At 63.3% G+C, this 18945-nt stretch carries 12 protein-coding genes and 2 tRNA genes; all 14 read left to right on the forward strand.

Annotated elements, in window-relative coordinates; genetic code table 11:
• Window positions 1-5 precede the first annotated feature (5 nt).
• The 14 genes from selA to CSV91_RS01995 all read left to right on the forward strand — a co-directional run bounded on the left by selA (window position 6) and on the right by CSV91_RS01995 (window position 18695).
• Window positions 6-1463 (forward strand): L-seryl-tRNA(Sec) selenium transferase, encoded by a 1458-nt coding sequence (gene selA / locus CSV91_RS01935; protein WP_099431582.1) that lies wholly within the window; start codon window positions 6-8, stop codon window positions 1461-1463.
• Entirely contained in the window at window positions 1460-3427 is a 1968-nt protein-coding gene (selB, locus tag CSV91_RS01940; RefSeq protein WP_099431583.1) for a selenocysteine-specific translation elongation factor, read from the forward strand. The genes selA and selB overlap by 4 nt, the downstream gene beginning before the upstream one ends.
• 36 nt (window positions 3428-3463) lie before the next feature.
• Window positions 3464-3560, forward strand: a tRNA-Sec gene (locus CSV91_RS10000).
• Window positions 3561-3715: 155 nt separating this feature from the next.
• Window positions 3716-4348, forward strand: a complete 633-nt coding sequence (gene mobA, locus CSV91_RS01945; protein WP_157757971.1) for a molybdenum cofactor guanylyltransferase — start codon at window positions 3716-3718, stop codon at window positions 4346-4348.
• Window positions 4349-4363: 15 nt separating this feature from the next.
• Window positions 4364-4759, forward strand: a complete 396-nt coding sequence (locus CSV91_RS01950; protein WP_099431585.1) for a DUF3343 domain-containing protein — start codon at window positions 4364-4366, stop codon at window positions 4757-4759.
• Between the two features lie 257 nt (window positions 4760-5016).
• On the forward strand, window positions 5017-6372 hold the full coding sequence (gene gdhA / locus CSV91_RS01955; protein ID WP_099431586.1) for an NADP-specific glutamate dehydrogenase: 1356 nt from the start codon (window positions 5017-5019) through the stop codon (window positions 6370-6372).
• 176 nt (window positions 6373-6548) lie between these two features.
• Window positions 6549-7451, forward strand: coding sequence for an FAD binding domain-containing protein (locus CSV91_RS01960; protein WP_197736839.1), 903 nt, complete (start codon window positions 6549-6551; stop codon window positions 7449-7451).
• Complete coding sequence (locus CSV91_RS01965) at window positions 7451-10282, forward strand: molybdopterin-dependent oxidoreductase (RefSeq protein WP_099431588.1); 2832 nt, start codon at window positions 7451-7453, stop codon at window positions 10280-10282. The genes CSV91_RS01960 and CSV91_RS01965 overlap by 1 nt, the downstream gene beginning before the upstream one ends.
• Before the next feature lie 140 nt (window positions 10283-10422).
• Window positions 10423-10506, forward strand: a tRNA-Leu gene (locus CSV91_RS01970).
• An 88-nt stretch (window positions 10507-10594) separates the two neighbouring features.
• Window positions 10595-11896, forward strand: coding sequence for a trigger factor (tig, locus tag CSV91_RS01975; RefSeq protein WP_232049535.1), 1302 nt, complete (start codon window positions 10595-10597; stop codon window positions 11894-11896).
• Window positions 11897-12059: 163 nt separating this feature from the next.
• The gene (locus tag CSV91_RS01980; RefSeq protein WP_022095182.1) at window positions 12060-12680 is read left to right on the forward strand and encodes an ATP-dependent Clp protease proteolytic subunit; all 621 of its coding nucleotides are present in this window, start codon (window positions 12060-12062) and stop codon (window positions 12678-12680) included.
• Window position 12681: 1 nt separating this feature from the next.
• A complete protein-coding gene (gene clpX / locus CSV91_RS01985; protein ID WP_099431590.1) occupies window positions 12682-14088 on the forward strand; it encodes an ATP-dependent Clp protease ATP-binding subunit ClpX in 1407 nt (468 codons plus the stop codon).
• Between the two features lie 287 nt (window positions 14089-14375).
• Complete coding sequence (locus CSV91_RS01990) at window positions 14376-17072, forward strand: valine--tRNA ligase (protein WP_099431591.1); 2697 nt, start codon at window positions 14376-14378, stop codon at window positions 17070-17072.
• Window positions 17073-17351: 279 nt separating this feature from the next.
• Entirely contained in the window at window positions 17352-18695 is a 1344-nt protein-coding gene (locus CSV91_RS01995; RefSeq protein WP_099431592.1) for a bifunctional folylpolyglutamate synthase/dihydrofolate synthase, read from the forward strand.
• Window positions 18696-18945: the final 250 nt, after the last annotated feature.

Raw genomic sequence — 18945 nt, forward strand, 5'->3', positions numbered from 1 at the left:
CGCACATGAGCGATAGCCAGAACATATCCGATGAGGTGCGCGCCCGCCTGCGCGCCATTCCCTCCGTCAACGAGTTGCTTGCCGAGTGGCCGGTGGTGAAGGCGGCAGGGGAGACCTGCGACGCGGTGGTACATGCCGCCGTGACGGCTGAGCTCGACGAGGAGCGCGCCGCGATTCGTGCCGGCGCCGATCCGCGCTCCAAGCGCGAGCTGGCATCGGCCATCGAGTGGCGTGCGCATCGCTCCGCACTGCCGAGCCTGCGCCCTGCCGTCAACGCCACGGGTGTGGTCATCCATACCAACTTGGGCCGCGCCCCGCTCGCGGAGTCGGCGGCAAAGGCCGTGGCCGAGGTCGCGCGCGGCTACAGCACGCTCGAGTACAGTGTGGACACCTGTTCGCGCGGGTCGCGCAAGGAGCACGCCGCGCAGCTCATCCGCTCACTCACCGGTGCCGAGGACGCGCTCGTGGTCAACAACAACGCCGCCGCGGTGCTGCTGGTGCTGGCGACCCATGCCGCAGGCAAGGAGGTCATCGTCAGCCGCGGCGAGCTTGTCGAGATCGGCGGCAGCTTCCGCATCCCCGATGTCATGGCGGCTTCGGGCGCCAAGCTCGTCGAGGTCGGCGCCACCAACCGCACGCACCTGGGCGACTACGAGCGCGCCATCACGCCCGATACGGCGATGATCCTTAAGGTCCATCCTTCCAACTATCGCATCGAGGGTTTTCACGAGGAAGTGAGCTCAAGGGAGCTCGCCGCGCTGGCCCATAAGCACGGCCTGCTGTTCTACGAGGACCAGGGCTCGGGCGCGCTGTTGCCCGACGACATCTTGGTGCGCGGCGGCGAAGAAACCACGCCGGCTTCGGTTTCGGCAGGGCTCGATTTGGTGTCGTGCTCGGGTGATAAGCTGCTCGGTGCCGCACAGGCGGGTATTATCATGGGCCGTCGTGATCTGATCCAGGCCTGTGGGTCGCATCCGCTTATGCGCGCCCTGCGTCCGGGCAAGTTGGCGCTCACGGCGCTCGAGGCCACACTGCGCATCTACATGGACGGTGCCGACGTGGCCCATCGTGATATTCCGGTGCTCAGCATGCTTACGCTACCGCAGGCCCATTTGGAGCGACGTGCCCGCAAGCTGCGCGATCGTATGGTCGCCGGGCTCGATAAGGCCGGTTGCCCGTGCGCCGTTCAGGTGGAGATCGTTGAGGAATCGTCGACCTCCGGTGGCGGTTCGTTGCCTACCGTGGAGCTGCCCACGATGTGCGTTGCCGTGCGTCTTGTTGACGCGCGCCTGACGGTCGACGCGCTCAAGCGCTCGCTTGTCCAGGACTTCGACACGCCGGTCGTCACGCGAACCTCGCACGATCGCATTTTGTTTGATGTGCGTACGCTTGTGGGCGACCGCGATATCGAGACGGCGGCATCGACGCTCGTGGCGTGCGTTGGGAAGGCGATTGCTCGATGAGTGAGGTTCAAACGCTGGTGGAGTGCCCCGTTATCGTTGGCACGGCGGGCCACGTTGACCACGGTAAGTCCGCACTGATCGAGGCACTGACCGGCAAGAATCCCGACCGTCTGGAGGTCGAGCGCCGTCGCGGTATGACCGTGGAGCTTGGCTTTGGCGAGCTGGCGCTGCCGAGTGGCAAGATCGTTGGCCTGGTCGACGTGCCGGGCCATGCGCATTACTTGCGCGCCATGGTGCAGGGTGCCACGGGCATCGACGTTGCCGTGTTGGTGGTATCGGCCGTCGAGGGCGTGATGCCGCAAACCCGCGAGCACGTGCATGTGCTGGAGCTGCTGGGCGTCACACACATGGTGGTCGCGCTGACGATGTGCGACCTGGCCGATAGCGAGATGACCGAGCTTGCTGAGCTCGATGTCGATGACTTTTTGTCGGGTACCGTGTTTGCGGGCGCGCCGATCGTGCCCGTGTCGTCCAAGACAGGCGAGGGGATCGATGGCCTACTGGCTGCGCTTGACGAGCAGGTTGCCACTTGCTGGGATGCTTGCCGTGCCCGTGCCGAGCTCACCGATGCCGCACCGCGTCTGCCTATCGACCGCTGCTTTACGATCAAGGGCGTCGGCACCGTTGTGACGGGAACGCTGCACGATGCGCCGGTTGCGGTGGGCGACGAGCTGATGGCCTTGCCGTCGCGTACGGTCTGTCGCGTGCGTGGGATTCAGGTGCATGGCGATACGCCGCGCGCGCTGCCTGGTCAGCGTGTGGCGCTCAACCTGGTTGGTGACGGTGTCGCGGCGCTTGACCGTGGCGAGATGCTGGGCGTGGCGGGCCGCTTTGGCCAGACGATGCGCTTTATGATGACGTTTACGTATTTGGGCCGCGAGGGAGCCAAGCCGCGTGTGCTCGAGTCGGGTGCGCGTGTGCACGTGATGGCGGGTACGGCCGAGGTCGTCGGTCGCATCATGTTCATGGAGGGCGAGGCCCCCATGCCGGTGGGCGAGACCCGTATCGTTCAGGTGCGCTTGGAGGAGCCGCTGCCTCTGCGTGCTGGAGACCATGCCGTGGTGCTGTCGTATTCGCCCGTTATGCTTATTGGCGGCGGGCGCGTGCTGCTTTCGCGCTGCCGTCGCTCGCGCGAACTTACTGAGGGGGAGCGCGTGCTGTACGCGGCGCTTGAGGCCGGAGATATTACGGGCGCGGTGGATGCGTGGCTGGCGCTGCAGGCGTTGCCGGTCGCGGCTTTCGATGTTGCCGCGGCACTGGATCTTGTTGCCGGCGATATCGACGCTGCGTTGCATGTACTGGCGGACCAGGGCACGGTGCGTGTGCTTACCGCGGGCGACGTGGCGCTATACGCGAGCGCTGCCGGGCTCGACGCCGCAATGGACTTGCTCGCCTCAAACTTGTCTGCCATGCACGCGGCAGCTCCCAAGGAGACGGGCTTTACGCCCGGCGCGGTCGCCCATGCCGCCTGGCCTACCGCTGACGATACAGTTGCCGCTGCCCTGATTTCCGAGGGCTGCTCGCGCGGCGTGTGTGCCTCCGAGGGCGCCGAGGTGTTCGACCCGCACTCCGCTGCCGCCGCGGCGCGTGTGGTGCGAGAGGCCTGTGAACGTATCGTTGCCTTGCTGGACGAAGCCGGCCTCGATGCACCGACATTGCCCGAGGTGGGCGAGCAGTTGCAGCTCGATCGCGACACCATGACGCGTGCCCTGCGCGAGCTTTCGCTCAATCGCTCGATCGTTAAGGTTGAGCGCGACGTTGCCTTGTCCGCCGCCGCCGAGGCCCGCGCGCGTGAGCTTGTCGCCGCTGCCATTGCCGACGCCGGCGGCGCTGCAACCACGAGTGTATTGCGCGAGGCCCTGGGTGTGTCGCGCAAGCGTGCTATCAGCATCTTGGAGCACCTGGATGCCGTGCGCTTTACGGTGCTCGACAAAGACGCCGGCGGCCTGCGCTCCCTGCGCTAGATTGGCTGCTCGGTTTGGTAAAATACCGCCGCACTTGGGAACGGATGGGCTCCGGTGGGCTCCGCGGTCCTCAAAACCGTTGCGAGGCGTGCAAAACGTCTTGGATGTGTTCGATTCACATACGTTCCCGCCATACGCTACCAGCGCTTTTGTGCTCGCGGTCTTGCTGCGTGCCGCAAAGGCGCTGTTTTGTTTTTGCATGGGTTTGCAGTGCCGCCCGTTTTATCGGCGACGGTATTTGACTTCGCGTGCCGGGTTTTGAGCATGCCGATGGAGGTGTTTTGCCGTATGACTACCGTAAGACGTGCCGATCTTTCTTGTGTCGTCCAGGCGGGCGGGATGTCCTCGCGCATGGGCTGCGATAAGGCTCGCATGGCGTTTTGCGGCGAGCCACTCATCGAGCGCGTGCTGGGTCGGTTGGCGCCAGTTGCCGGTGAGTTGGTCGTGACGACGTCGCGTCCCAGCGAGCTTGCCTACCTTGAGGAGCGCACGTTTGGCGGTCTGGTGCCGCGTGTGGTGGCGGACCTTGAAGGGTCGGCGGGCGCCATGCGCGGCATCGCGAGCTCGCTGACTGCGGCTCGGCTGCCTCTCGTGGCGATCGTTGCCTGCGATATGCCGTTTGTCTCGCCGGAACTCATCGGCGCGCTTGCCGATCGTGTTGAGGCCGAGGCACTCGACGTGTGCGTGCCGCGCGAGGAGCGGGGGATTGAGCCGCTGTGCGCCGTGTGGCGCCGCCAGGCTTGCGCGCCGGTTGCCCGTGAGTTGCTCGACCAGGACCGCCAACGCATCCGCTGTTTGATCGACCGGGTCCATGCCGGCTATCTGGATGAGCCTCAGATTGTCGCGGTCGCAGGCTCGACGCTCTGCTTCGAGAACGTCAATACGCCCGAGGAGTTTGCGGCGGCCGAGTTACTCGCCTAGACGATTGGAGTTGCCATGTCTCAAGATATTTGTCCCGACACGGGAGAACCTTGCACTTGCGACGGGTCCGAACCCTGTACCTGCGGTTGCGGTGGCTGTGGACATACTGCGGAAGAGGAAGCGGCCGCCGCGGCGTATCGCGAGGCACACCGCGGCGGCCCGTCCGGTGATGCCCTCGACCACGAACGCAAGATCATCGTATCGTTCGACAGCACCTTCGATGTGATGGAATGCGAGCAGCTGTGCCTGGATGACGGTGTGCCCGGGCGCATCATGCCGCTGCCCGGCTCCATCACCGCCGGCTGCGGGCTGTGCTGGGCCATGCCGTTCTCGGGCGATGCCCTCGCCGCCTTCCGCGCCGCCACCGAGGGCCGCGTAACCCCCGCCGACTACCATCAGCTCGTCCTCTAGCCGTCAACACCACCACAAAGGTGCCTGTCCCCAATGTGGTGGTTTGGAGCACGTGGACGAAACAGGTTTGAAACACGGGTTTTGCACGTCAGGCACTCAAAAACGCCTCTACCTGCATCGTAATCAAAACGAAACATCTGCTCGTCTGCTTATGCGAAACTTTCCCGCAACAGTGCGATATTATCCATACACGATAAAGTTCGCGGCGCACAGGGTGCCGCGACCGACACTTTTCGTTTCCCATCATTGGAGGAAGCATGAGCTACACGCAGAAAGTTCTCGACGAGCTCAAGGCCCGCTATCCCGAGCAGCCTGAGTTCATCCAGGCCGCGACCGAGATCCTCGGTACCATCCAGCCGGCGCTCGACGCCCACCCCGAGTACGAGGAGGCCGCCCTGCTTGAGCGCCTCGTCGAGCCCGAGCGCATCGTTATGTTCCGTGTCCCCTGGGTCGACGACCAGGGCAAGGTCCAGGTCAACCGCGGCTACCGCGTCGAGTTCAACTCTGCCATTGGACCCTACAAGGGCGGCCTGCGCTTTAACCCGACGGTCACCCTGGGCATGCTCAAGTTCCTGGGCCTGGAGCAGATCCTCAAGAACAGCCTGACCACCCTTCCCATGGGCGGCGGCAAGGGCGGTTCCGACTTTGACCCCAAGGGCAAGTCCAACAACGAGATCATGCACTTCTGCCAGTCCTTCATGACCGAGCTCTATCGCCACATTGGCCCCAACACCGACGTTCCCGCCGGCGACCTGGGCGTTGGCGGCCGCGAGGTTGCCTACCTGTTCGGTCAGTACAAGCGCCTGACCAACGAGTGGACCGGCGTCCTCACCGGCAAGGGCCTCTCCTTTGGCGGCTCGCTCGCCCGTACCGAGGCCACCGGCTACGGTCTGGTCTACTTTGTGGACGAGTACCTCAAGAGCCGCGGCGACTCCTTCGAGGGCAAGAACGTCGTCGTTCACGGCTCCGGTAACGTCGCCATCTATGCGGTCCAGAAGGTCGCCCAGCTCGGCGGCAAGGTGCTGGCCTGCTCCGACACCCACGGCTGGGTCGAGGACCCCGACGGCATCGACTACACCGTGCTCGAGCATGTCTATAACAAGAAGCGCTCTGGCCACGACAAGGGCGTCACGCTCGCTATGTACGTCGACGAGAAACCCAATGCCACGTGGCACGAGGGCGACGGCCGTGGCGTGTGGCAGCTTCCCTGCGACATCGCGCTGCCCTGCGCTCGCGAGAACACGCTGCTGCTCGAGGACGCCCAGGCGCTCGTCGCCAACGGCTGCAAGGTGGTCGGCGAGGGCGCGAACATGCCCACGACCATCGAGGCCACGACTTACTTCCAGGAGAACGGCGTTGCCTTTATGCCCGGTAAGGCTGCCAACGCCGGCGGCGTGCTCGTGTCCGGCCTGGAGATGAGCCAGAACGCTGAGCACCTGTCCTGGACCTTCGAGGAGGTCGACGGCAAGCTCGAGCAGCTCATGCGCGGCATGTTCCACAACGTGGACGACACCGCCAAGGAGTATGGCCAGGAGGGCAACTTTGTCATGGGCGCCAACATCGCCGGCTTCCTGAAGGTCGCCGACGCCATGCTCGCCCAGGGCGTCTGCTAAATCTTCGCTCGATATAGCATTGCAGAAATTGCAGGAGGCTCCCAGTCATCTTGGCTGGGAGCCTTTTTTGATCCGCATGCGACGGAGGAAAATGGTTCATTTTGTCCCGACATGAGCTGTGCCCCCTCGTTTGGTACACTTAAAAGTACTGGACAAGTGAAGAGATGGGGGAGAACGTGCTCAAGTTCGGTACCTACGTCCGTGTTGGAAACGCGGCCGAAGCCTATGAGCTCTTGCAGAAGAACCGCAACAACAAGATTGTGGGCGGCGGCATCTGGATGCGCCTGGGTTCGCGTCGCGTGGCGACGGCGATTGACCTTTCGGCCTGCGGACTCGATCAGATCGAGGAGACCGAGACCGAGTTTCGCATCGGTGCCATGTGCACCCTGCGCCAGCTCGAGCGCCATGCCGAGCTCAACGCGCTTGTCAACAATGTCTTCGAGTTCGCCGTTCACGATATCGTGGGCGTGCAGCTGCGCAATACCGCCACGGTGGGCGGCAGCATCTACGGCCGCTTTGGCTTCTCGGACGTGCTCTCGGCATTCCTGGCGCTCGATTCGTATGTTGAGCTGACGGGTGCCGGCCGTGTGCCGCTCGCCGAGTTCGTGGACATGGGCTATGTGCGCGACGTGATCGAGCACGTCGTGGTCGTCAAGCACGATTACCGCGCGAGCTACGAGACCGTGCGCAAGGCCGCGACCGACTTCCCCTCGCTCAACGTCACCGCCGCCTGGTGGGACAACACCTGGCACGTCACCGTGGGCGCCCGCCCGCTGCGCGCGACCCTGCTGCAGGGCGAGGCGTGTGGTCTCACCAACGAGCAGCCTTCTGAGGACGAGCTGCGCGCCCTGGCCGCATCAGTGCGCGCGCTGAGCTACGGCACCAACCTGTGGGGCTCGGCCGACTACCGCCGCCGCATCTCGGCCCCGCTCGCTGTCCAGGCCGTGCGCCGTGCCGCCGGCATCGAACTTTCGGCCGCGCTTGCCCGCGAGCTCGAGACCGTGCAAGTGCCCAAGTTTGCCACGGACGAGTATTCCTGCCGCCGCGTGCCCGGCGTCGATTCTAGCGAGGTGCGCTAATGGCTGCCAAACTCATCGATCTTTCCTTTACGCTCAACGGCCGCAAGGTCAAGGTTCAGATTGCCCCCGATACCATGCTCTTTGCACTGCTGCGCGAGCAGGGTTGCGCGTCGGTGCGCTGCGCCTGCGAGACCACCAACTGCGGCCTGTGCACGGTGTGGCTCGATGGCGACCCGGTGCTGAGCTGCTCGGTTCCCGCCGCACGCGTCGAGGGCCGCTCCGTCACCACGCTCGAGGGCCTCAAGGCCGAGTCCGAGGCGCTTGCCCGCGCTATGGCTGCCGAAGGCGCCGAGCAGTGCGGTTTTTGCGCCCCCGGCCTTATCATGAACGTGCTGGCGCTTGCCCGCGCCGCCAAGGAGGATCCGAGCCTCGTCGCCACGCGCGAGGAGCTCTCGCGCCAGCTCGCCGGCAACCTCTGCCGCTGCAGCGGCTACGAGAGCCAGCTGCGCGCCATTGTGCGCTTCCTCAACGAGTCCGGCGTGCAGGTGGGCTTCGAGATGCCCGAGCTGCCGGTCAATAACACCAGCTCTGACGGCGTCACCTACAAGCAGATCACCCACAAGCAGCCCAAGAAGGACTCGAAGGCGCTGCTCGAGGGTCGTCCCGTCTACACGGGCGACATGGTGCCCGCCGGTGCGCTCATCGTTAAGCTCAAGCGCAGCCCGTATGCGCGCGCTAAGATTCGCTCCATCGATACGTCGCGCGCCCTGAAGGTGCCCGGCGTCGTGGGCGTCTACACCTACGAGGACGTGCCCAAGCGCCGCTTTACCATCGCCGGTCAGAGCTATCCGCAGCCGAGTCCCTACGACCGCCTGATCCTCGAGAACCTCGTGCGCTATCAAAACGAGGAGGTGGCGATCGTTGCCGCCGAAACCGAGGAGGCCGCCGACAAGGCGCTCAAGCTCATCAAGGTCGACTATGAGGTGCTCGAGCCGCTGCTCGACTTTACCCAGGCACTCGATAACGACATCGTGGTCCACCCCGAGGGCGACGTGACCTTTATGTTCCCGCAGGGCGGCGATGTCTCGCGCAACCTGGTGTGCAGCGGTACCAGCGACTTTGGCGACTTGGACGAGGCCTTCGCCCAGAGCGACATCGTCTTCACCCGCACCTACACCAGCCAGGCCACGCAGACCGCGCCCATGGAGACCTTCCGCGCCTTCGCGACGACCGACGCCTTCGGTCGCATCTCAGTGACCACCTCCACGCAGGTGCCCTTCCACGTGCGTCGCATGGTTGCGCAGTCGCTCGACATTCCGCAGTCGCAGGTGCAGGTCATCAAGCCGCGCATCGGCGGCGGCTTTGGCTCCAAGCAGACGGGCTGCTGCGAGATCTTCGTGGCGTTCGTGACCCAGCAGACTGGCCGTCCGAGCTATTGCTGCTACACCCGCGAGGAGACCATCACCGCGGGCAACTCGCGCCACCAGATGCAAATGACCGTTAAGCTGGGCGCCATGAACGACGGCACCATCACGGCCATCGACCTGCATACGCTGTCCAACGCCGGCGCATACGGCGAGCACGCCACCACGACGATCGGCCTTTCGGGCCACAAGAGCCTGCCCATCTACAACCATGTGAAGGCGAGCCGTTTTAGCTGGGACGCCGTCTACACCAACACCAACCGCGGCGGCGCGTATCGCGGCTACGGTGCCACCCAGGGCCAGTTTGCCGTGGAGAGCGCCGTCAACGAGCTCGCCGACATGCTGCACATAGACCCCGCCGACCTGCGCCTTAAGAACATCGTGCGCGAGGGCGAGATCATGCCGCAGTACTACAACGAGAAGCTCAACGCCTGCGCGCTCGACCGCTGCCTGCTGCGCGCGATGGACATGATCGGTTGGCGCGACAAGCCGCTGGCCGTGGACCTGGGCGACCGCGTGCGCGCCCTGGGTTGCGCACTCACCATGCAGGGCTCTGGCATTTCCAACGTGGATATCGCCGGCATCGACATGCGTCTGGAAGAGGACGGCTTCATTACCATCGGCACCGGCGCCACCGATAACGGCATGGGCGTCGATACGATCCTGGCGCAGATTGCCGCCGAGGAGCTGGGCGTGGAGAGCTCGCTGATTGTGGTGCGCGGCGTGGACACCGATGTGTCGCCGTTCGACGCCGGCTCGTACGCGAGCTCGGGCACGTACGTGACGGGCTTGGCCGCCAAGAACGCCGCAAGCGAGCTGCGCGAGAAGATCTGCGCCAAGGCCGCCCAGATGTGGGATGTGGACGCCGCCGATGTGGTCTTCGACGGCCAGTACGTGCGCCTGTCCGACGAGCGTGCCGCGTGCGAGCAGAATCGCTACCTCACACTGCGCGACTTTGCCAACCTATGCGTCAAGAACATCGCGGGCGGCGACGCGCTCACCTCGCATGCCTCTGCCTGCCTGCCCGTTTCGCCTCCGCCGTTTATGGCCGGCATTGCCGAGGTCGAGGTCGACAAGGCCACCGGCAAGGTGACCGTGGTGGACTACGCGGCGGCTGTGGACTGCGGCACCGTGATCAACGAGGCACTCGCGCGCGTCCAGGCCGAGGGCGGCATTGCCCAGGGTATCGGCCACGCGCTCTACGAGATCGTCGAGCACGATGACCGCGGCCGTCTGCGCACCGGCAACTTTATGAGCTACAAGCTGCCCACGCGCTTGGATATCGGCAGCATTCGCGTGGCCTTTGAGCCGAGCTACGAGCCGACGGGCCCGTTTGGCGCCAAGTCGATCGGCGAGGTCGTCATCAACACGCCGCTCGCCGCCGTGGCCTCGGCCGTGGCGCACGCCACCGGACATCAGGTACGCTCGCTTCCGATCACGCCCGAGAAAGCGCTGCTGGGGGAGTAGCGGGTTAGCGAACAAGTCGTAGTTGGCGGGACGGGACAACTCGTCCCGCCTTTTGCACTCGTGGTGAGGTCGTGAGCCTGTAAAACGTGTGCGTGCGCTTGCCGCTCGTATCTGCTATCATTCCTAGTCTGTGCGCTCATGCGGGCGTGGCGGAATTGGTAGACGCGCCAGATTTAGGTTCTGGTGGGATTCCCGTGAAGGTTCGAGTCCTTTCGCCCGCACCAACGCATCCGCGTCGGCTTATGCCCTCGCGACACATTGTTGCATAAAGGTACCAGCACCTCAGATAAGCTGGGCAGTATGAGGAGGAACGTGTTGTACATCACCGCTTCTGACGTCAAGGACGCCAAGCTCACCGCTACGGTCACCATCCCGGCCGCCGACGTCGACGCCGCGATCAAGAAGGCCTACAAGGACACCGCCAAGAAGTACCGCTTCCCGGGCTTCCGTGCCGGTAAGGCTCCCCGTCCGGTCATCGACTCCGCTCTTGGCGCCGAGGCTACCCTCGCTCAGGCCACCAACGACCTGATCGCCGCCAACGAGCCCGCCGTCCTCAACGAGCTGGACATCGTCCCCACCAAGAACGGTGACTACAAGGACCTCGACCTCGCCAAGGATCACGAGGACTACACCTACACCGTCGAGTTCTCCCTGCGTCCTGCTGCTGAGCTCTCCTCCTTCGACGCTGTCGAGATCGAGATGCCCCCTGCGGAGGTCACCGAGTCCGAGATCAACAACCAGGTCGAGATGCTCCTCAACTACCGTGCCACCTTCGAGGACGTCGAGGGTCGCGCCGTCGAGGCTGACGACTATGTGACCGTCGACCTCAAGGCCGTCGAGAACGCCGACAACTTCGCCGCCGAGGGCCGCATGCTCATCGCCGGCAGCGACAGTAACCCCAAGGAGTTCAACGAGGCCCTGATCGGCGCCAACGTTGACGATGTCAAGTCCGTCACCTGGACCGACGAGGCCGAGGAGGGCGAGGAGGCCGAGACCCACACCGTCGAGGTCACCGTCAAGGGCATCAAGGTCCGCAACACCCCCGAGCTCACCGACGAGCTCGTTAAGTCCGACTTTGGCTTCGACAGCATCGACGCCATGCGCGACGCCATCAAGATCGAGATCGAGCAGGACAAGGCTTCCCGCCTCCCGGCCGAGAAGGAGAACCGTTGCGTCTCCGCTCTCGCCGAGCGTCTGCAGCTCGAGGAGATGGACGCTGACTACGAGCAGTCCGTCTTTGAGGAGCTTGGCCAGAACTTCCTGTCCAACCTCGCTGCCCGCGGCATGACCCTGGACACCTGGCTGCCCGCTTCCGGCCTGACCATGGAGCAGTTCATCGGCGACCTGCACAAGCAGGCCAACGACGTTGCCCGTGAGTCCCTGGCGCTCGACGCTCTTGCCCGTGAGCTCAAGATCGAGGTTACCGAGGACGACATCAACGCCGAGTTCGAGAAGGCCGGCGTCAAGGACGTCGAGGCTTCCAAGGCCGAGTTCATCGCCGACGGCCGCATGCCTGCCGTCCGCGAGTCCATCCGTCGCTCCAAGGCCGTCGACCACCTGGTCGAGAACGCCAAGGTGACCGAGGTCGACGAGACCGCCAAGGACGCCGAGTAATTCTCGCCACCTTGCCCGCGAGCGCATGCGTGTGCCCGTGATGGGGTAAAGTTATACACCGGTTATCCGGTTGCTTCGTACGGTGCCAGCCAATGCATAGCATGCGGGCACCGTACGTTTATCTAGAACCAATTTGGTCCGCAAGAGAGAAATGGAGATGCGTATGATCGCTAAGTTCGATTCCGCCCTCGTGCCATACGTTATCGAGCAGACGCCGCGCGGTGAGCGCAGCTACGATATCTATTCGCGCCTGCTCAACGACCGCATCATCTTTTTGGGCGAGGAGATCAACTCCGTCAGCGCCAACCTGGTCGTTGCCCAGCTGCTGCATCTTGAGAGCCAGGATGCCGAGAAGGATATCTCGCTCTACATCAATTCGCCCGGCGGCGAGGTTTACTCCGGCCTGGCGATTCTTGACACCATGAACTTTATCAAGCCGCAGGTTTCCACCATCTGCGTCGGTATGGCCGCGTCCATGGCCGCCGTGCTGCTTTCGGCCGGCGCCAAGGGCAAGCGCTTCTGCTTGCCGCACTCCAAGGTCATGATTCACCAGCCCAGCGGCGGTGCCCAGGGCCAGCAGACCGAGATCGAGATCGTGGCCGAGGAGATCAAGAAGACCCGCCGCGAGCTCAACCAGATCCTGTCCGACGCCTCGGGCCAGCCGATCGAGAAGGTCCAGGCCGATACCGAGCGCGACAACTACCTCACGGCTGCCGAGGCCCTCGACTACGGCCTGATCGACCGTATCGTTACCTCGCGCGACCTCGCCGCGAAGGACGCCTAGGATGGCAGGAAACATGCAGGACAACTTTGACGAGAACGGCAACCCCATCCGCTGCTCCTTCTGCGGAAAAGAGCAGGGCCAGGTCCGTCGCCTCGTAAAGGGCCCGACCAACATCTTTATCTGCGACGAGTGTGTCGCCGCCTGTTCCGAGATCCTTGAGGAGTCGCTGGCTTCGGACTTTATGGACGCTGCCCGCAACGGCAAGCTGCCGGGCTTCCTCAACGACCACGGCCAGGCTGCATCCCAGCCCGCCGTGGACCCTGAGGCCGAGGGCTTTGAGCTCGAGGACGACCGCCAGGTCATCACGCACGTGCCGACGCCGCATGAGATCTATGACGAGCTTTCGGCCTATGTTATGGGCCAGGAGGACGCCAAGCGCGCCATGTCTGTGGCCGTGTACAACCACTATCGCCGCGTGATCGAGGGCGGCGCCGCGGTGTCTGCCTTTGATGACGACATGGGCTCGCAGTTCGATGACGATATGGACGAGGTAGAGCTCGCCAAGTCCAACATCCTGCTGCTCGGTCCCACCGGTACCGGTAAGACTCTGTTGGCCCAGACGCTCGCCCGCATCCTCGAGGTGCCGTTTGCCATCGCCGATGCCACCGCGCTTACCGAGGCCGGCTACGTGGGCGAGGACGTGGAGAACATCCTGCTCAAGCTCATCAATGCTGCCGATGGCGACATTGAGCGCGCGCAGGTGGGCATTATCTACGTGGACGAGATCGACAAGATCGCCCGCAAGGCAGAGAACCTCTCCATCACCCGTGATGTCTCGGGCGAGGGCGTTCAGCAGGCGCTGCTTAAGATTCTTGAGGGCACGGTGGCCAGCGTTCCGCCCACCGGCGGCCGCAAGCATCCTCAGCAGGAGCTGCTGCAGATCGACACGACCAACATCCTGTTCATCTGCGGCGGTGCCTTTGTGGGTCTGGACAAGATCATCGCCGACCGCGTGGGCAACAAGGGCGTGGGCTTTAACTCCGAGATCGCCGGCCCCACCTCGGTCGACGAGAACGACCTGCTGCGTCAGGTGCTCCCGCAGGACCTCAACGCCTTTGGCATGATCCCCGAGTTCGTGGGCCGTACGCCCGTCGTCACCCAGACGCAGGCGCTTGACGAGGACGACCTGGTGTCGATCCTGACCGAGCCCAAGAACGCCGTGGTGCGTCAGTACCGCAAGATGTTCCAGCTCGAGGACGTTGAGCTTGAGTTTGAGGACGCCGCCCTGCACGAGATTGCCCGCATGGCGCTCGCTCGCAAGACCGGCGCCCGCGGCCTGCGCTCCATCTGCGAGGACGTGCTGCAACAGACGATGTTCGACCTTCCCAGCGAGGAAGGCGTCACCAAGGTCATCGTGACCGAAGCCTCTGTAAAGGGCGAAGAACAACCCCAGCGCATCTACGGGTAAACCAGCCTAAAACGTGTTTGCAAATAGCCTCCGACCACCCGCGGTCGGAGGCTATTTTATATATACGCAATAACCCCAACTACCTGTGCTATTCTGTGTGTTTGTTTAAGCCTCGGTAAAGTCAATTCAGACTGAAGTAATCGATACCTAAGGGGAGGAATGTAGGCCCGATTTTCGTAGATTCCGCACGAGCCGAAGACCACTTAATGTGGTCTTCGAGCGAGCCCAGGACCTGACCGAGCGAAAATCGGGCCTACATTCCTCCCCGATGGGCAAGGGAGAGATATATGGAAGAAATGCCCAAGAACTACGATCCGTCGACCAATGAGCCGGCGATCCTGCAGAAGTGGCTTGACGGCGGCTACTACAAGCGCCGCGAGGGCGTGGGCGACTGCACCGTCACCATTCCGCCTCCCAACGTGACCGGCAAGCTCCACATGGGTCACGCCACCGACGACTCCATCCAAGACGCCATCGTCCGTATGGCCCGCATGCGTGGCAAGTCCACGCGCTGGGTGCTCGGCACCGACCACGCCGGTATCGCCACGCAGACCAAGGTCGACAAGAAGCTCAAGAGTGAGGGTATCAGCCGCCTGGAGATCGGTCGCGACAAGTTTGTCGACGCTTGCTGGGATTGGACCCATGAGTACGGCGGCATCATCGTCGAGCAGATCAAGCGCATGGGCTGCTCCGTCGACTTTGATAACGAGCGCTTTACCATGGACGAGGACTACGCCCAGGCCGTGCGCAAGGTCTTTTGCGACTGGTACCACGACGGCCTGATCTACCGCGGCAAGCGCATCGTCAACTGGTGCCCCAACTGCACCACCGCCATCTCGGACGACGAGGCCGAGTATAAGGACGAGAAGGGCCACCTGTGGCACCTGCGCTACCCGCTGACCGAGCCGGTTAACGGCCAGGACTACATCGTCGTCGCCACCACGCGCCCCGAGACCATGCTCGGCGACACGGGCGTCGCCGTCTCTCCGAAGGACCCCGAGAAGGCAGCCTTCGTGGGTAAGACCGTCATGCTGCCGATCGTCAACCGCGAGATCCCCATCTTTGAGGATTGGCACGTCGACGCCAACTTTGGCTCCGGCTTCGTCAAGGTCACCCCTGCTCACGACCCCAACGACTACGCCATGGGTCAGGCCCACGACCTGCCGCAGATCAACATTTTCGATGAGCACGCGGTGGTCGTCGAGGGCTACGGCGAGTTCACTGGCATGAACCGCGATGAGTGCCGCGAGGCCGTCATCAAGTGGTTCGAGGAGCACGACCTGCTCGATCACGTCGAGGACCTCGACCACTCCGTCATGCACTGCTACCGTTGCGACTCCGCACTGGAGCCGTGGCTGTCCGAGCAGTGGTTCGTGGCCGTCGACAAGCTCAAGGGGCCGGCACTCGACGCCGTCAACTCCGGCAAGGTCACTTTCCACCCCGCGCGCTGGACGCAGACCTACACCACCTGGATGGAAAACCTCAAGGACTGGTGCATCAGCCGCCAGCTGTGGTGGGGCCATCGCATCCCCGTGTTCTACTGCGAGGACTGCGGTTGGGAGGACGCCCTGACCGAGGACACCGACGTGTGCCCCAAGTGCGGCGGTCATCACGTGCACCAGGACGAGAACGTGCTGGACACCTGGTTCAGCTCGCAGCTGTGGACCTTCGCCACGCAGGGCTGGCCGCAAAAGCCGGAACTGCTCGAGGGCCATCACCCCACGACGGCGCTCGTCACCGCGCGCGACATCATCGCGCTGTGGGTCGCTCGCATGGTCATGAGCTCGCTGTACTTCTTGGACGAGGTACCGTTTAAGGACGTCGTCATCTACCCGACGATCCTGGCCAAGGACGGCAGCCGTATGTCCAAGTCCAAGGGCAACGGCGTTGACCCCATGGACCTCATTGGCATGTACGGTGCCGACGCCATGCGCTACAACCTGCTCACGCTGTGCACCAACAACCAGGACGTCAAGTTCGACGCGAACATCGACAAGAAGACCAAGAAGCTCATCGACAGCCCGCGTACCGACCAGGCCAAGTCGTTTGTGACCAAGATCTGGAACGCCAGCCGCTTCCTGCTCATGAACATGGAGGGCTACACGCCCGGCGAGCCCGTCGTGGAGACGCCTGCCGACGCCTGGATGTTCAGCCGCCTGGCCAAGGCCGTGAAGATGGTCACCGAGGGTATTGAGAACTACACCTTTGGCGACATGGCCCGCGGCGTGCAGCAGTTCTTCTGGAACGAGGTCTGCGACTGGTACGTCGAGGTCACCAAGGCCCGCCTGAAGGGCGAGGGCCGTCTGCAGGCCCAGCGCAACCTGATCTTTGTGCTCGACACCTCCATTCGCCTGATGCACCCGCTCATGCCGTTTGTCACCGAGGAGATTTGGGACAACATGCCGGTGAGCGTGCTCGATCTGGACGCCGAGGGCAACGTGAACCGCGCCGAGGCGCTCATGATCGCTAAGTGGCCCGAGCCCGCCGACTACGCCAAGTACGTCGACGAGGATGCCGAGCGCGCGTTTGAACTGTGCCGTACCGTCGTGTCCGCCGCCCGCGCCACGCGTTCGCGCTATCGCTTGAGCCCCAAGGCCGAGCTCGACGTGGTCGTGCGCGCCGGTGCTGAGGATATCGAGAAGCTCGAGAGTCTGCGCTCGACCATCGAGCCGCTGGCCAACACCGCTTCGCTGGTTATGGGTACCGACGTTGAGAAGCCGGCTGCGAGCATTGCCGTGGTCGATAGCGGCGTCGAGGTCTTTGTGGTGCTCGAAGGCAAGGTTGACCTTTCGGCCGAGAAGGCACGCCTGGAGAAGGAGATTTCCGCGGCTCAGAAGGAGCTTGCCGGCTGCGAGAAGACGCTGGCCAACGAGGGCTTTGTGGCCAAGGCCGCGCCCGCGGTGGTGCAGAAGAAGAGGGACCGTGCAGCTGAGCTCAAGGAGATTCTGGCGGCGCTGACTGCTCAGGTTGCTGACTTCTCTTAAGGTTTACTCGGGGGCGCGTCCCGACGCTTTGCTCTCCGCTGCGGACAGTCCTGCGCAAGACGGACAGCACATTTAGTGCTGTCCTTTGCGTGCGGAACTTGCGGCGAGCAAAGCATCGGGCCGCTCCTAGTTCGTTTACGTGGTTGTTTGCATCTGGCGTGTTAGGGCCACTGGGTTGTGGCCTTGATCTCGCTGCAAGCGGGTAAAGGCTGATATTTTGAATGGGAGGGGCTCGTTGTTGCGTACGGGCCTCTTTTTATGTTGAGGGGACTTTGGTTTATGCCTAAGCGTTCTGGGTCGTATTCTGTGCCGTTCTCGTTTGAGTTGCTTTCGTTTGGTGAGGCTGTGGGGCTTGCTGCTGATACGGGGCGGATTTCTGGGGATGCTGGTCCTTTGCTTGAGACGGTTGTCGATATGCTCGATGAGTTGGGGCGTCCGGACGAATATTTTGATTGCATTCAGGTTGCCGGTACCAATGGCAAGACTTCGACTACGCGTTTTTCGGCTGCCATTCTTCGTGGTGAGGGGCTCAAGACCGCGCTGTATACGTCGCCGCAGCTGGTGCGCTATCCCGAGCGCATGGAGGTTGACGGGCGCGTTGTGAGTGACGAGGCCTTTGCCCGTGGCGTTTCCGCCGCTGTTGAGGCGGGGCATCGAGTGAATGCCCGTCGTGTGGCAGCGGGGGAGCGTGCCTATACCATCACACCGTTTGACCTGCTGACGGCCGCTGCGCTTGTGGTGTTTGCCGAGGCCGCGGTTGATGTTGCCGTGCTCGAGGTTGGCATGGGCGGGCGTTGGGACGCCACGAGCGCCACCGATCCTGTCGCCGTGGCCATTACGGGCATCGGGCTTGACCACACGCGCATTCTGGGCGACACGCTCGAGGCCATTGCGGGGGAGAAGGCTGCGGTCATTAAGCCCGGACGCCTGGTTGTACTGGGCGAGGGCACGCACGAGGCGAGCGTTCAGCGCGTGATGGATGCGCGTTGTCGCGAGTGCGGCATCGTGCCGCTGGTGGTGAACCATGCCACGACCAAGGTGCCGGCACATGTGGGCGACACGGTGGAGTTCAGCTGCACTACGCCGCGTGCGATCTATACGTCGAGTATGGTTAAGCCTGCGTATCAGCCGCAGAATGCTGCGTGCGCGATTATGCTGTGCGAGGGGTATCTGGGCCGCGAGCTCGATCATGACAAGCTCGATGCGTCGCTTATGGGCTGCCCTACGCCGGGTCGCTTTGATGTGCTGGGAACTGATCCGCTCAAGCTGATCGACGCCTGCCATAACCCTCAGAGCTGCGAGAACTTTGTGAGCGCGCTGAACGAGATTGATCCGTGCGTAGAGAATCGCCCCACGCTGCTGTGTGCCGCGCTGGCCGATAAGGACGTGGCGGGTATCGTCGACGTATTGATCCCTGCCTTTCCGCGCGTAGTCGTGACCCAGACCGATTCCGATCGCGCCCTGCCGGCAGAGGAGCTCGCCGCCTTGGTGGACGCTGACAAGCTGGCGGGCGTGTACCCCAGCGTGTCCGAGGCCCTCGCGGCCCTCGATGCCGCCGGCGAGCCTTTCGTAGCCGCCGGCACCATTACCTTAGCCGGCGAAGTAGCCGGCCTGCTGCGCTAACCCATCCCCTCATCAGTTGCGGTGAAATACGGACTGTTTTACAAGTCAGAAGCCTCAAACAGTCCGTATATCACCGCAACTCAAAAGCAGTCAATTTGGGACGGGGCTTTGATTAGCCTACAAGTGGATAGCCAAAATAGCCCCATCCCAAATTAGCTGCCCTTGGGTGCCCGTTTACGTAATCTTTTATGCCGCTTAACCTGTAGCATATTGCAAACCTCCATCTGAGAAGGATACGCTCAACTTAACT

This window comes from Collinsella aerofaciens, assembly GCF_002736145.1.
In the GTDB taxonomy this organism is placed as follows: Bacteria; Actinomycetota; Coriobacteriia; order Coriobacteriales; family Coriobacteriaceae; genus Collinsella; species Collinsella aerofaciens_A.